This window comes from Siccirubricoccus soli (genome assembly GCF_024178315.1).
GTDB classification, from domain to species: domain Bacteria; phylum Pseudomonadota; class Alphaproteobacteria; order Acetobacterales; family Acetobacteraceae; genus Siccirubricoccus; species Siccirubricoccus soli.
Genome location: NZ_JAMZIK010000034.1, coordinates 1 through 14,529, shown reverse-complemented (window position 1 = coordinate 14,529; position 14,529 = coordinate 1). Strand labels below are relative to the sequence as shown.

Annotated in this window: 14 protein-coding genes; 6 read left to right on the top strand and 8 right to left on the bottom strand. The window is 69.4% G+C overall.

All coding sequences use genetic code 11. The features are described from left to right. Nucleotides 1-1,847: heavy metal translocating P-type ATPase (locus tag NJ376_RS06535; protein WP_456309050.1), on the bottom strand; the 1,847-nt coding region annotated here is incomplete at its 3' end. Nucleotides 1,848-2,155: 308 nt separating this feature from the next. Here NJ376_RS06535 and NJ376_RS06530 point away from each other — a divergent pair. After that, entirely contained in the window at nucleotides 2,156-2,488 is a 333-nt protein-coding gene (locus NJ376_RS06530; protein ID WP_252952444.1) for a four-helix bundle copper-binding protein, read from the top strand. Nucleotides 2,489-2,554: 66 nt separating this feature from the next. Here NJ376_RS06530 and NJ376_RS28965 read toward each other — a convergent pair whose 3' ends face one another. Next, nucleotides 2,555-4,012 carry a calcium-binding protein gene (locus tag NJ376_RS28965; protein ID WP_305879964.1) on the bottom strand — a complete coding sequence of 486 codons (1,458 nt, stop codon included), beginning with the start codon at nucleotides 4,010-4,012 and terminating at the stop codon, nucleotides 2,555-2,557. A gap of 436 nt (nucleotides 4,013-4,448) precedes the next feature. Here NJ376_RS28965 and NJ376_RS06515 point away from each other — a divergent pair, with 436 nt between their 5' ends. Beyond that, nucleotides 4,449-4,679, top strand: a complete 231-nt coding sequence (locus NJ376_RS06515; RefSeq protein ID WP_252952443.1) for a DUF2933 domain-containing protein — start codon at nucleotides 4,449-4,451, stop codon at nucleotides 4,677-4,679. Between the two features lie 104 nt (nucleotides 4,680-4,783). After that, the gene (locus tag NJ376_RS06510) at nucleotides 4,784-5,131 is read left to right on the top strand and encodes a hypothetical protein (protein ID WP_252952442.1); all 348 of its coding nucleotides are present in this window, start codon (nucleotides 4,784-4,786) and stop codon (nucleotides 5,129-5,131) included. A gap of 199 nt (nucleotides 5,132-5,330) precedes the next feature. On the opposite strand, the gene dmeF is transcribed toward NJ376_RS06510, so the two are convergent. The 4 genes from dmeF to NJ376_RS06490 all read right to left on the bottom strand — a co-directional run bounded on the left by dmeF (nucleotide 5,331) and on the right by NJ376_RS06490 (nucleotide 9,035). Continuing rightward, on the bottom strand, nucleotides 5,331-6,353 hold the full coding sequence (dmeF, locus tag NJ376_RS06505) for a CDF family Co(II)/Ni(II) efflux transporter DmeF (protein WP_252952441.1): 1,023 nt from the start codon (nucleotides 6,351-6,353) through the stop codon (nucleotides 5,331-5,333). Nucleotides 6,354-6,423: 70 nt separating this feature from the next. Next, nucleotides 6,424-7,311, bottom strand: coding sequence for a CopD family protein (locus NJ376_RS06500; RefSeq protein ID WP_252952440.1), 888 nt, complete (start codon nucleotides 7,309-7,311; stop codon nucleotides 6,424-6,426). A gap of 8 nt (nucleotides 7,312-7,319) precedes the next feature. Further along, nucleotides 7,320-7,706, bottom strand: a complete 387-nt coding sequence (locus NJ376_RS06495; RefSeq protein WP_252952439.1) for a copper resistance CopC family protein — start codon at nucleotides 7,704-7,706, stop codon at nucleotides 7,320-7,322. Nucleotides 7,707-7,964: 258 nt separating this feature from the next. Further along, nucleotides 7,965-9,035, bottom strand: coding sequence for an IS630 family transposase (locus tag NJ376_RS06490; protein WP_252952438.1), 1,071 nt, complete (start codon nucleotides 9,033-9,035; stop codon nucleotides 7,965-7,967). A gap of 228 nt (nucleotides 9,036-9,263) precedes the next feature. On the opposite strand from NJ376_RS06490, the gene NJ376_RS06485 reads away from it, so the two are divergent. Further along, entirely contained in the window at nucleotides 9,264-11,207 is a 1,944-nt protein-coding gene (locus tag NJ376_RS06485; RefSeq protein ID WP_252952437.1) for a hypothetical protein, read from the top strand. A gap of 351 nt (nucleotides 11,208-11,558) precedes the next feature. Here the strand turns inward: NJ376_RS06485 and NJ376_RS06480 are convergent, their stop codons facing one another. After that, nucleotides 11,559-12,482, bottom strand: coding sequence for a DUF305 domain-containing protein (locus NJ376_RS06480; protein WP_252952436.1), 924 nt, complete (start codon nucleotides 12,480-12,482; stop codon nucleotides 11,559-11,561). 171 nt (nucleotides 12,483-12,653) lie between these two features. Continuing rightward, on the bottom strand, nucleotides 12,654-13,592 hold the full coding sequence (gene cueR, locus NJ376_RS29480) for a Cu(I)-responsive transcriptional regulator (RefSeq protein ID WP_252952435.1): 939 nt from the start codon (nucleotides 13,590-13,592) through the stop codon (nucleotides 12,654-12,656). Nucleotides 13,593-13,764: 172 nt separating this feature from the next. Between cueR and NJ376_RS06470 the strand changes: the two genes are divergently transcribed. After that, a complete protein-coding gene (locus NJ376_RS06470; protein ID WP_252952434.1) occupies nucleotides 13,765-13,968 on the top strand; it encodes a heavy-metal-associated domain-containing protein in 204 nt (67 codons plus the stop codon). A 31-nt stretch (nucleotides 13,969-13,999) separates the two neighbouring features. Continuing rightward, a partial coding sequence (locus NJ376_RS06465) for a response regulator (RefSeq protein WP_252952433.1) occupies nucleotides 14,000-14,529 on the top strand: 530 nt, incomplete at its 3' end.

Below are 14,529 nucleotides of genomic sequence, written 5' to 3'. Positions count from 1 at the left end.
GGCTTGCCGTCCACGGCCAGGAACAGCGCCGTGCCGCCCTCGCGCCGCAGCTCGTCCGCGCGGGCGGCCAGCTCGCCCAGTTCCACCCCGAGTTCCTGCATCAGCCGCGCGTTGCCGAGCGCGACCCGGCGCCCGTCCACCGTGCCGGTCACCCCTTTGCCGGTGACGGAGGCGAAATCGGCCGGTTCGCCGAAGGCCACGCCACGCTCCCTGGCCGCGGCGACGACGGCAGCCGCCAGCGGGTGCTCGCTCGACCGCTCCAGGCTGGCGGCGAGCGGCAGCACCTCGGCCTCGGTCAGCCCCGGCGCCGGGACCACGGCCACGACCTTCGGCTTGCCCTCGGTCAGGGTGCCAGTCTTGTCCACGACCAGCGTGTCGACCTTCTCCATGTGCTCGAGCGCCTCGGCCGATTTGATGAGCACCCCGGCACCGGCGCCCTTGCCGACGCCAACCATGATGCTCATGGGCGTGGCCAGGCCCAGGGCGCAGGGGCAGGCGATGATGAGCACCGAGACGGCGGCGATCAGCCCGTAGGAGAGCGCCGGGGACGGGCCCCAGACGGCCCAGGCCACGAAGGCCAACGCCGCGACCGCGATGACCGCGGGGACGAACCAGCCCGCCACCGTGTCGGCCATGCGTTGGATCGGCGCCCGGCTGCGCTGCGCCTCGGCGACCATCGCCACGATGCGCGACAGCATGGTGTCGGAGCCGACCTTCTCGGCGCGCATGACCAGCGCACCGGTGCCATTCACCGTGCCGCCGATGATCTTGGCGCCGGGCGCCTTCTCCACGGGCAAGGATTCGCCGGTCACCATGGACTCGTCCACGGCTCCGCCGCCCTCCAGCACCTCGCCATCCACCGGCATGCTGTCGCCCGGCCGCACGCGCAGCCGGTCGCCGACCTGGACCTCCTCCAAGGGGATCTCCTCGTCCGAGCCGTCCGGCCGGATGCGGCGCGCCGTCCTGGGCGCCATGTTCAGCAGGGCGCGGATGGCGCCGCCGGTCGCCTCGCGCGCCCGAAGCTCCAGCACCTGGCCGAGCAGCACGAGGACGGTGATGACGGCGGCCGCCTCGAAGTAGACGGCCACCGTACCGTCCATGCCTCGGAAGCCCTCGGGGAAGACGCCAGGCGCGAGCGTCGCCACGACGCTGTAGGCGTAGGCGGCCCCGGTCCCGAGCGCGATCAGGCTGAACATGTTCAGGCTGCGGTTCACCACCGACTGCCAGCCGCGGACGAAGAACGGCCAGCCCGCCCAGAGCACGACCGGCGTTCCGAGCAGGAACTGGACCCAGGTCGAGACCGTGGGCGAGACGAGGTGGTGCAGGCCAAGGCCGGGGATGTGGCCGCCCATCTCCAGGACGACGACGGGCAGGGTCAGCACGAGGCCGATCCAGAACCGCCGGGTCATGTCGGCAAGTTCCTCGCTGGGGGCGGCCTCGGCGGTGATTTCCAGCGGCTCCAGGGCCATGCCGCAGAGGGGGCAGCTGCCCGGCTCCTGCTGCCGGATCTGCGGGTGCATCGGGCAGGTGTAGATGGCGGCCTTCTCAGCCGCCGTCGGCGCAGCCGCCTTCTCCGGCTTCAGGTACTTGTCCGGATCGGCCTCGAACTTCGTCCGGCAGCCCGCCGAGCAGAAGTGGTACGTTGTCCCGCCATGCTCGAGGCGATGCTTCGAGGTGGCCGGATTCACCTTCATCCCGCAAACCGGGCCGGTGACCAGGCCAGCCTCGGCCACCGCCGCGTCCCCGTGGCCGTGCTGCCCGTGCCCATCGCCATGAGAGCAGCCGGGTCCATGCCGGTGCTCGCCCTGGTGGTGCTCGTGCCCGTGGCCTTGGTGCTTACCGCTCATGCTGCCGTCTCCGGGGTGGGCCGCCTCGGCGGGCCGGTTCTGATCCGAAGCCCGCAACGTGGTGCCTCCTACGATGGGAAGGTCAAGGTGGGTGCCGTCCGGCGGCGCGCTGACATGTTTTGTCGCAATCGAGGGCGCGAACCCTTCGGCCCGGGCGCGGTTCACCCGGGGTCGGGAAGGTCCACGGGCTTCGCCAGGGCCCGGCCGCTTGTCGGTATTCGCGGCGGTGGCTCCGGATGCCGGAGGTGGGGGTCACGGCGCCGCCTCCACGATCCGCCAATGAGGCGCCCCTCGAACGGGAGAAGACCATGCACCAGATGTCCGCCGAGATGCGCGCCTGCATCGAGGAATGCCTGCGCTGCCACAGCACCTGCCTCGGCATGGCCATGAACCACTGCCTGGAGCAGGGCGGCAAGCATGCGGAGCCGGAGCACTTCCGGATCATGATGGCCTGCGCCGAAATCTGCCGGACCTCCGCCGCCTTCATGCTCATCGGCACCCACCACCACAAGCACACCTGCCGCGAGTGCGCCGAGATCTGCGACGAGTGCGCGAAGAGCTGCGAGCAGGTCGGCGGCATGGAGGAGTGCGTGCAGCAGTGCCGCCGCTGCGCCGAGAGCTGCCGCAAGATGGCGGCCTGAGACGGCGGTACGCCTTTGCCAGCAGCGGCGTTGCTGCTGGCAAAGGCGCGATCGGGGCGGGCGCCGTTACGCGAAGATGTACCAGGACCCGAAGTCGTTGACGCCCGCGACGAACTGCGGCGTCTCGAACATGAAGTCGCTCTGCCGCAGGTCGTCCTCGGCGACCCCGAGGAGCAGGATGGAGCCGTCCTCCCCGCCGACGTGGTCGACATCCCACGAGACCTTGGCGCCGAGGAAGGTGTCCTCGACGGTCACGTCGGTGGCGTCGATGCCCATGAACGCGATGTGGTCGAAGGCGCCCTGGGCCAAGCCGGTCGCGCGGAAATCGAGCACCACGTCGTTGCCGCTGTCGGGCGCCACCATGAAGGCGTCGGAGCCCGCGCCGCCCACATAGATGTCGTCGCCGCGGCCGCCCTGCAGCATGCCGTGGCCTTCGCCCTCGGCGAGCCAGTCGTTGCCGTCGCCGCCCACCAGTTCATCGTTCCCGGTGTTGCCGATCAGGGTGTCGTTGCCCTGGCCGCCCTCGAGCTGGTCCGGACCGTCCCCGCCCAGGAGCAAGTCCCTGCCTTCGCCGCCGTCGAGGACGTCGTCTCCGCCCTTGCCAAGCAGGATGTCGGCGCCCGCGCGGCCGAAGATCTGGTCCCAGTCGTCGCTGCCGACCAGCCGGTCGCCATGCTCCGTGCCGATGGTGGCCGCGTACATGTCGAAGGCGATGGTGTGGGCGGGGTCGCCGGAGCCGGGGACCAGGCTCTTGTCAGCCGCCGGTAGGGAGCCGGTGATTTCCGGCCCGTCCACGCTCGGGGTGGGGCGCTCCTCCGTCGGCCCGTCGGGCGCGCGGGCGCCGGGCGGGAGGTCCGGCTCGTCGAAGAACATGAAGTCGTCCTGCGCCAGCTCGGATTTATGCACACCCTCCAGCAGCACCGAGCCGCCTTCCCAGCTGACCTTCACGCCGTCCGCGGTGTCGTCGATGGTCAGGTCGGCCCAGCGGATGTCGTGCAGGGCGATGTGGTCGCCCACGCCCGGCCCCGGGGTGAAGTCCCTGACGACGTCGCCGCCGCTGGTGCGGTCCACGATGAAGGCGTCCGGACCCGCGCCGCCCACCAGGGTGTCGTCGCCCTCCTGGCCCTCGATGCCGCTGTGGCCCGGTCCCTCGTCGAGGTAGTCGTTGCCCGGCCCGCCCGCCAACGCGTCCCCGTCCGCTGCGCCGTAGAGGGTGTCATTGCCCCCGCCGCCGTGCAGGTGGTCCATGCCGGGGCCGCCGGAGAGCAGATCCGGCCCTTCGCCACCCATCAGGACGTCGCCCTCGGGCCCGCCGCCGAGCTGGTCCGCGCCGCCCAGGCCCCAGTAGTGGTCGGCCGCGCCGGTGCCGCCGAAGCTGTCTCCCCCGGCGCCGCCGACGGCGAGCTGGTGGTCCGGCATACCCGCGAGGGCAACCGAGAACTGCTCGCGCTCGGTTTGCTCCGTTGCCGGTTGGGCCCCGCCCCCCGACAGCCGTCCCATCCAATCGAGCATTTTGTCCGCCATGCCGCCGCCCTCCGATTTCTGGAGCCGCGCGGTCGAGGCTGCCCTTGGCAAGCGCTGGCGCGCGGCAGGCCGAGAACACCGGGGGGCCTGTCGAGGTTGGGCCGCCTTCCATGACGTAGTGTGTCAGCGTGTCGGCCGCGGACCGTTGCCGTCCCGGCCGGAGCTGCGGGCCAGCATGACGAAGTATGTCCAGGCGCCCCTCTCGCGTTGGCGGCCACCCTGCTTGCCGCCTGCGCGGCGGAGCCCGGCGGAATGCAGCGGGCGGTGCCGCCCGCGCACGCCACCGGCGAGGGCATCGGTGGGCCTGCAGGCGCGACCAGCGCGGCACCGACGGCGGCCCCGGCACCGGAGCATCGGCATCACTGAGCGGCCGGTTGATCCAGCGCAACGCGGTGGCGGAAGGAAGGGCCTACCGTGTCGTCGATGGAGGCTTGAGATGCACGATCGGACGCGAGCACCCTGGTGGCGGAGCAAGGGCGGCATCGCCCTGATCGGGTTCGGCCTCGTCGCCGCCTTCTACATCCTGCGGGAGCACTACGCGCACGCGCTCGGCGCCCTGCCTTACCTGCTCTTGCTGGCCTGCCCGCTGATGCACCTGTTCATGCACCACGGGCACGACCACGGCGCGGGTTCGGCGCAGCGGCCGGACGCGCCCGCGGACCGGTGACGGCAGGGGAAGGGGACTCCATCGGCACACCGGACTGGCTCTCCGCGTTCCGGCGTCACCTGGCCGCGGTTGCCGTCGGAAACCTCGCCTGGGAATTCGCGCAGATGCCGCTCTACACGCTCTGGCGGACCGGCACGCCGGGCGAGATCGCCTTCGCGGCCCTGCACTGCACCCTGGGCGACGTCCTCATCGCGGCCTGCTCTCTCGTCGCCGCCTTGCTGTTCCTTGGCTCGCCAGAGTGGCCCCGGCGCCGCTTCGTGCCGGTCGCCGCCGCGGCCATCACCATCGGCCTCGGCTACACCTTCTACAGCGAGGCGGCGAACCTCGCCCGCGGCGCTTGGGCCTATTCGGAGCTGATGCCGACGCTGCCATGGCTGGGGACTGGGCTGTCGCCCGTGGCCCAATGGCTGGTCATCCCGACGGCATCGCTGTTCTGGGCGTACCGGACATGAACGGAGGGCATCGGCCGCCCAGCGCCGGGGATCGGATACCCGGTTGGCTGGGGTCTGCCGCACTGCAAGCCGGGCACCGGACGGTTCGACTCCGATGCCAAATCTCTCAGTCAGCGGGGGATCTGACAGGTTCCCCGAACTGCTCCGCCTCAGGGCGCAACCGAAGGCAGCCAAAGGTCAGGGTTCTGGCTCCTCGGCCTCAGGCGGCTCGACCATGCGCCACTGAAACCTCCTCCCGGCACTCCTGCACCTCGACCGTGACATGGGCCACGCCGAACTCCGCCGGGATGAGCGCCTTGTAGTGCTCGGGCGGGCGCGGCGTGTGGGTCACCACACCGATCGCGGCCGCGTGGACGCCGGGCGCTACCGACCAGACGTGCAGGTCGTAGAGCCGGTTGTCGGCCACGCGCTCGATGGCCTCGCGTACCCCCCGCAGAACCGGCTCCGGCGCCTGGTGGTCGAGCAGGATGCGGCTGGTGTCCCGGAGCAGGCCCCAGGACCAGCGGGTCACCAGCGCGGCGCCGAGGAAGCCCATCAGCGGGTCCATCCACCAAGCGCCGAGGAACAGGCCCGCCAGCAGTGCGGCGATGGCGAGCACCGAGGTCAGGGCGTCGGCCAGGACGTGGAGATAGGCCGAGCGCAGGTTCAGGTCGTGCCCGTGAGCATGGTGGTCGTGGTCGTGGTCGTGACGCCCATGCCCATGCCCATGGTCGTGCTCATCGTGGTCACCATGGCCGTGGTGACGACCATGGTCATGTCCATGGTCGTGGACACCGAGGAGCAGGACCGAGACGGCGTTGACCGCGAGGCCGACCACAGCGACCGCGATCGCCCAGCCGAAGGCGATGGGGACCGGGTCCAGCAGGCGGGCGACGCTCTCCCAGACCATGGCCAGAGCGAAGGCGGCGAGCAGGACCGCCCCGGTGTATCCGGCGAGGGCATTGACCTTGCCGGTTCCGAAGGCGAAGCGCGGGCTGGCCGCGTGGCGGCGGGCGTAGGCGTAGGCGAACGCGCTGATGCCGAGGGCGGCCGCGTGCGAGCCCATGTGCAGCCCGTCGGCGAGGAGGGCGACGGAGCCGAAGGCCAGCCCCGCCCCGATCTCGACGACCATCGTGACCGCAGTGAGCAGGAGGACGAGCAGCGTCCGCCGCTCGCCCTCGCGCGGGCGGTCCTGGCCGAAGGTGTGCCCGTGCCTCCAGGTGTCCATCGAGTGGGTATGCATGCGGTCACCAATCTCCAACTGCGAAGCATCATAGGAACGCTGGACTGGGGCCGCAGGACGATGGCCCTGCTCAGTGCATCCGGTGCGCGAGGCCCGGCGGCGAGGTCGAGATCATCTCGGCGGCCGCGTAGAGCACCAGCAGCGCGACCGCCGCCTCGAGGGCTACCGATCGGGCCAGCCTGGCCCCGGCGCCCGGGGCGCGGGCCGCCAGCGCCGGGGTCAGGCGGAAGCGGTGCCAGGCGGCGAAGCCGAGCAGGACCGCCACAAGGGCTACCTTGGCCATGAGGGCCCATCCGTACCACGAGCCGACGAGCTGCCCGAGATCGCCGACGATCCACCAGGCGAGCAGGAGACCAGCGGCCACCAGAACCGGAACGGCGACCGCTGCGACGCGCGCCCAATCCTCAACGAGGCGGGCGGCCGTCGGGTCCTCGTGCCGCGAGGCCCAGGCGAGCGGCGGCAGGCTTCCGATCCAGTAGGCCGCGATCGCGAGGTGGACCAGCAGCAGGCCCGCCAGCAATGGCCTGGGGGCGAGCGAGGTCGTGTGCCCGAGCAGGGCATAGCTGGCGCAGATGAGGACGCCACCGGCCGCCGCCATGGGCGTCCAGGACCTGCCAAAGGCCAGCGTCGCAACGAGCAGCATGCCGAGCCCGCCCAGCGCGTAGGAGGCACCGGCCGGGGAAATGAGGATGACGCTCCAGCCCTCCGGGTCCGTGAGAGTCTCGCCACCCATCAGGACGCCGACATGGGCGGTCAGGGCGCCTGTGGCGGACACCATGGCGAGCAGGCTGGCGCCGGTCGCCCAGTGCCGCAGCCGCCGGGCGTCGCCCTCGTCCAGCCGGGCGCCGAACAGGAGCGCGAAGAAGGCGAGGCCCGCGCCGCCGAGGCTGCCCGCGTAGTAGACGGCGCGCAGCGCGACGGCGGCGGCGCCGTAGCCCAGCTCGCCGCCCTGGAGCATGGCCAGGATCACCGGGCGGCGCGCTCGACCCGGAACGCCAGCGTGCCGCCGCCGACGTGGCCGTCCGCCGAGGCGCCGCGCCACTCGATCCGGTAGCCGCCGGGCGGCAGCGTCTCCTGCACGGTCGCCCGCACCTCCTCGACGGCGGCGGAGCGCTCGCCCTCGCGGGCCAGCTTCTTCTCGCGCCCCGCCTCGTCCAGCAGCTTCAGGGTCATCACCCGCACCGGCATCGCGAACATCAGCGAGATGGCGGGCGGGGAACCGCGGAGCACGGCGCCGTCGGCGGGCTCGGCGTGGTGGAGCTCGGAGTGCGCCAGGGCCGGACCCATCGCGGCCAGGCCAAGGGCGGTGGCGGCGGCCACGAGGGCGCGGCACCGGGGAAGCGGAGCGGTCATGTCGAACCTCGGGTGTCTGTGCGGGCACGGCACCGGACGACGCGGCCCGGAGGTGGGCGGTTCCCATCGCACGCGCCCAGGTCGGCGCGGAACCGCCCGGACGGCACCAGCAATCATTCGAAATGTGGGCGGAGATGGGTAGCGTTATGCCAAACGCCCTCAGGAATGCCCCACCGCGACCCTTTGCAGGACTTCATTGAAGATGGCCCAAGGGCGGGTCGTGGCCGAAAGCGGAAAGGTCGAACCTAGTGCAGTGACTCATTCGGAAGGTGCAGGCAGCCGCGTGAGCTTGGCAAGGATGGTATCGGCGGGCTTGGTCCAGACGAGTGGGCTCGACGTGGCGTTGTGCTCGCGGATGTGGCGGGCGATGGCCTGCTCGAGGTCGGTGACGGATTGGAACACCCCTCGTCGCAGGCGCCTTCGGCTCAGCGCTGAGAAGAAGCCCTCGACAGCGTTGATCCAGGAGGCCGAGGTCGGGGTGAAGTGGAACACCCACCGAGGGTGCCGCTCCAGCCAGGCGCGCACTTTGGGATGCTTGTGGGTGGCGTAGTTGTCGGCGATGGCGTGGATCAGCTTGCCCCCGGGCACGGCACGCTCCACGGCGTTGAGGAAGCGGACGAACTCCTGGTGCCGGTGCTGCGGCATGCAGCGGCCCAGCACGGTGCCGTCCCGGACATTGAGCGCGGCGAACAGGGCGGTGACGCCGTTGCGTTTGTAGTCATGGGTCATAGTGCCGCATTTGCTGGGCTTGAGCGGCAGGCCAGGCTGGGTGCGGTCGAGCGCCTGGATCTGTGACTTCTCGTCGATGGACAGCACCACGGTGTGCATCGGCGGATCCATGTAGAGGCCGACGATGTCCTCGATCTTCTCGGCGAAGGCCGGATCGTTGGAGCGCTTGAAGCTGCGCAGCCGGTGCGGCTGCAGCCGATGAGCCTCCCAGATGCGCTGCACCGAGCGCAGGCTGATGCCGCTGGCCTGCGCCATCGCCCGGCCGGTCCAGTGGGTGGCCTGACCCCGGGGTGCGGAACAGGTGAGCGCCAGCACCTTCGCCATGGTTGCGGTCGGCACCGGCGCTCTGCCGGGTGGACGGGTCTTGTCGCGTAGCAGGCCGTCCACCCCAGCTTGAGCGTAGCGTGCCTGCCAACGCCACACCGCTGGTCGGCTTGCCGCGGCCTGACGGGCAACCTCGGCGACGGGCAGCCGGTCGGCGGACAGCAGGATGATCCGGGCACGCTGGATGTGCTTCTGCGGGCGGTTCCGGTCAGCGGTAATCGCCGCTAGTCGGGCGCGATCACCAGCATCGACAATGACGCAAACGTCCTGGGCCATCCGCCAAGCCTGGCATGCCTCGGCAGCCGCGTGAATCGTCCGTCTGCGTCAGTGCACTAGGGCTTGGTTGGACAGAAGCGGACCTCGCTATTCGTCAGTTGCGCGGCGGAGTTCAACCAGACGTCCGTAACGCAAGTCATGCGTCTTAAGACATCAGGAATCTGTCGTTCCTACCCGCAATAGTTTATAACCCCGGATCACGTTATAATGTTAAGTTGAGTTTGCTTTGTGACGCAGTCTGCCAAATTACGACATCGCATCGCCAGCCTACTCGCGGTCGGGCTTCGAAAGGCGACTGATGGATCCGATCCCTCCCCGACGACGGGTGCTCGCGAGGTCTACTATCTCTACGTCGACAAGGATAGGAGCGGTCTGATCCTCAAGGCGGCAGACCAGAGAGCGTTGGAACGAGAGCATCGTCCCCGATTGGTTGCCGCCGACCTACGAGGCCGGAGGTTGCGGCGGGTCACGCTGTCGGACCTGCGTGCTCTCACCGTCCTGCGCGACATTGAGGATGAGGAGTTCCTACGCGAACTGCACGGTGCGGTCGCCGATTTCATTCCGATCCGGAATTCCACCGATGCCCCATACTGGGGCGTATTGTCCTACAGAGCGGCGCGGCCGGACATCGATGTGCGCGACTTCCCATTGTCCACGGTGAGTGCCGCGATAAAGAGAAATGTCAAAGTCGGTGTCTCCTACAGTGACTCGCAGGAGCCCAGCGTAAGCTGCAGCATCGATGATTACATCGGAGTAGGTGGCAGCATACTCGATGAGGCAGATCTGCGGCTTATCTCCTTCTGGCAAAGCGGCCGCATGGCAAGGAATGCCGGAGCGCCACCTGGCCAGAAGCTCAAGGAAAACTCGCTCCGTTCGCTGGCGTATGCGCGAGCCGCCGAGAAGATGGTCATCGGCTACTATCAGCAGCTGGGCACATACAGCGTCCGAGACGTCTCGATCGAGCAGGTCGGTAGCGGAGATCATCTCTGGAAGAGCGGCGATGTCGAAGTCGACGGAGCACTGCTCGACGTCAAGAATGCTCTCTCCTATCGCGCCAGGGTTAGACACGTCTATGTCCCGAAATTCAAGCGAGACAGGAACCAGGACGTCGCGATTGCTGGCGTCATAACCAGGATTACAAAAAAGGATTCTTCCGAGAAGGCGCAGCAGATTTTCCTCGGGACGGTCACCATGGCCAAACTCGCTACCGTACGGCGCGCGATCAATAGCCTAGCGGGGCGGACGCAGGAGGTTGCAATCGAGTTTCACGACAACTCCCTTCCGCCATGGGTGTTCGAGATCGAAGAGGCAGCGATCGACTATGAGACTCTCTTGGACTGGTCGCTGATATTCGCCCTTCAGCCTACCACCACCCTGGCTATCGCTATCGCGTGCGGACGCGAGAGGACGACGGCGACCTACCATCAACTCAACTTAGGACAGAGGGAAGCCGTCGATCTCCTGGCCGACGCGACTCGCACTGCCGGATACTCCAAGGCCACGATCGGACTGTTTGCCATATCGGAGTTCATAGCCCGCTGTGTGCGCGGAGAAGATGCCGCAGCTTTCATCCGGCTCCTAAGGAAGTTGCTCGTCATGGAGGACTTCGAGAAGGATCATCTGGTGAAGGACATTTCGAGCGAGACCGGCTTCAGAGACGAGGATCTGAAGTACGAGATCAGGATCAAGCTGGAGGGAAGCAGCAGCGGAGGGCTTGTGGATCCTGTCGGCTCTCTGGACGCGCTCCTTAAGCTCCTAGGGCAGTGTGCCGAAGGCATACAGCGGAGCGGCATCCGCTTTGTTCACTTCGACGTCCCGCATCCCTACATCATGCTCGGCAAGGCCGAGTCAGATGCGATGCTGACCATCTTCGCCTACTGCGGTGGAAGACTCGGAAGCGGGGCCCCGTGCAACAACTTCCCTTTAGTCATTGCGCAGCATCCGAACTGCGATGAATGCGGCAAGCTGATCTGCGATCACTGCGACTTTTGCAGCGAACGATGTCCGAGGTACCACTCCAACCAAGAAGATGAAGAACATCTGCTGCCTCGGCGGGGTATCGGCGATGCGCCGCCTCGCAAAATCAACTTTCAACTGAAGCAACGTCGTCTCGCTTGTGATGACGGCTTGCCGTCTGCGCGACCTCGGATCAAACCGCGAAGCGATTTCTAGGGGTTTGACACGGGATGGGAGCAACGCTCACCCAAGCGGGACAGAACAGAACCATTGATTTAGGGGCCGCGGCCCTCTGCCGACGAGCTCGATTTTAGGGCGCGGAACTTCTGCTGCCGCTTCCCGCCCTTCTTGACTGACGAGAGTCCAACGGGCCACATCCGCCTCTGAGACAGTGATGAGGGAGCCTGGACCACCGGGTGAGGCGCAGAGCGGACATCGGAACATCGAGCGATCTACGGCCGCCGTCCATCGCAATCATTCTGTCCTCAATGCGATGGGCATAAATGGCCCGGCGGCCGTGCGGCCGCCAGATCGTGCACTTCGTGCTCCCTAGCGTGCGTGGCCGCCCTAGTTCCGCGCGGCTTGCGGCGCGGGTGCGGCGCAGTGCCCTGCGGACGCGCCAGGGCGCTGGGCGGGAGCCGGAGCTGCTGGGACGCCGTGACCCGCGTGCGGGTCGGTGGCGGACGCCTGTATGGCGTGCCCACCATGTCCGCCATGCGCCATCCCCTCCATGCCGTGGACCATCGAGGCGGGCACCAGTACTGCCTCGGCGTCCCCCGCGTAGGCCGTGATCACGCGCCGCATCAGCGCGATCTCCTGGGTCTGGTCGGTGACGATGTCGATGTTCAGCAGGCCGAGGAAGGTGTTCCGGCCGTTCCGGTCCGCCTGGTAGGCACGCGCCATGTCGAGCGCGCCCCGGTGGTGGATGGTCATGGCTTTGGCGAACTGCACGTCACGCTCAGTGACCGGCGCGTCCTCCGAGAACACGGCCGCCAGCGGGCCGGGGATCGGGTACTTCATGAAGCGGTCCCGCTGGCCCAGTCCCTCCGTCGCGCCGGACTGGAAGGCGAGCCGGGCGAAGCCGAGGTTGACCACCCGCGCGGGCCTGTCGAGGTTCCGCGCCACCTCGTCCAGGAGCCTGATCTCGAACTTCTGGTTGTGGACGATGGCCTGCGCCAGCTCCCTGAGGGCCGGGCTGCTGGCGTTCGGGTCGGCGAGGTACTCCTCGGACATGGAGAGCGCGCCCGCGTGGTGCGCTCGCATGCCGGTCACGTAGTCACGGTCCGCCTTGACCGCGGCCGCGAGGGCCTCCGGAGACATGACGGAGTAGGAGGTCGTGGCCACGGGCGATCCACCCGGCTCGTATTGCTCGCCCACCATGGCACGGGCGGGCGAACCGGCGGTCGCGAGTGCCGTCGCGGCAACGGCGGCGGCCAGGGTGAGGCGGAGCGGGAGGCGCTTGGCGGCCCGGTTCTGGTTCGTCGAAGACATCTGCTTGGTCCTGTTGCTTTCCCCGCGACCGCGGGCGTGCATGCGTGCGTCTGGCCACGCGGGTCGCGGCGCCCCCGGGAAGGGGCCTGTGTTTCCTAGATTCGGCTTGGCTTACTGCGCCGGGACGACGCCGCGTCCTCCGTCGGCGCGACCGAACGCGTGGGCGCCCGGTCAGGCCGCGTGTCGCGGGGGCGGCAGCGAGGGTGGCACCACAAGGCCGAGCGTGCCGCGCTCCGGGGCGGCGTAGCGGACGACGGCGCCGGGCGACGGGAGCGGGCCGACCAAGGCGGGCAGCGGCGCCTCGAACCCGGCCGAGCACTGCGCGGACGCGCAACAGGCGAGGCCCGGCTCGTCACCGGGCTGATCGCAGGGCTGGCCGTGGTCGTGGGCGGAGACCGCCGCGTGCATCGGCACCGCATGCGCCAGCGTGGCGTCGCCGTGTGTGGCGCACCGGTCGGCGACCTGCTGGACGACCAGGGTGGCCGCCGAGGCGTGCCGCATGGCGGGACCCGGCATGGCGAGCAGGACCAGCGCGAGCAAGCCCGCGATGACCCTCCTGAATGTGCCCGCACCCCTTGGCATCCCTGGTCCCTGCTGTTCCCGGTTGAACTTGTCTGGCGTCCCTAGGCTACCCGCGTGGCACCCGGACGGGAGCCCGGCGCCGCCGCGCTTCCGGGATCCGACATGATTTCTCACGGCGGCCGTCCGCGCAGGCGCCTGGGCCCCACCCTCGAGGTCGCGCAGGATGGGGCATTCGGGCCGGTGGTCGCCGTGGCAGGCGTCCGCGAGCTCCTGGAGGGTGTCGCGCACGGCGGTGAGCTCCAGGATCCTGGCGTCGAGCTCGGCCACGTGCTCCTGGGCCACCCGCTTGACGTCGGCGCTCGACCGCTCCCGGTCCCGCCACAGGCCGACCAGCAGCCTGATACGCTCGATGGACAGGCCGAGGTCACGCGCCCGCCGGATGAAGCGGAGCGTGTTCACGTCCGTGGCCGAGTAGACCCGGTAGCCCGCCTCGGTACGGGCCGCCTTCGGCAGGAGGCCGATCTCCTCGTAGTAGCGGAGCATCTTGGCCGACACTCCCGAGGCCGCCGACGCCTGCCCGATGTTCATGCCTGCCTCCGTTCCGAGCCGCCCCGTGGCGGTGCCTGATGGCCAAGATGGGGTTTCCCATCGTGGGAAGGTCAAGGCCATTCCCGGCGCCAGCTTTGCCTCGACCGGGGGCTTGACCTTCCCACCGTAGGAAACCCCATTTGGGGTGCCTCCCGAGTTTCAGGAGGGCGGCATGGTGGTGTTCAGGGTCCCGAGCATGCGGTGCGGCGGCTGCGCCCATTCGGTCACGTCCGCCCTGCGCGGCGTCGACCCGGCGGCCGAGGTTCGGGTGGATCTCGGCCGCCGCGAGGTCACGGTCCAGGGGGCGGCGGATGCAGTCGCCTTGGCGTGCGCGCTGCGCGAGGCAGGGTTCGAGGGCGAGAGGCTCGCCGCCTGATGGTCGGCCCGGCACCCGCGCGAGTCCCCGGATGAACGCAGCCCGCGGCGGCGGTCCGGCCGGTGATCCGCCGGGCCGACGCGGCCTCGACCCGGAGGCGCATGTCCTCGTCGTCGAGGACGACGCGGCGATGCGGCACCTCATCGCCCGGCTGCTGCGCGAGAACGGATTTCGCTCCACCGGCGTCCGCGACGGCCGGGAGATGTGGGAGACGCTCTGGAACACCGAGGTCGACCTGGTCCTGCTCGACGTCATGCTGCCCGGCGCCTCGGGTATCGAGCTGCTCCGCGACCTCCGGGCGGAGCGGGGCGCGCTGCCGGTTGTCATGGTGACCGCCAAGGGGTCGGAGGCCGACCGCGTGCTCGGCCTCGACCTCGGGGCGGACGACTACCTGCCCAAGCCCTTCGGGCGGCGGGAGCTGCTGGCGCGGGTCCGGGCGGTGCTGCGCCGCGCCCGTCCGGCGGCGGCTCCCGCGGAGGCTGCGGCCGGGGCCACCGTCCACCAGCTGCGCTTCGACGGCTGGACAGTGGACCTGGCGCGTCGCGAGTTGCTGGCGCCCGG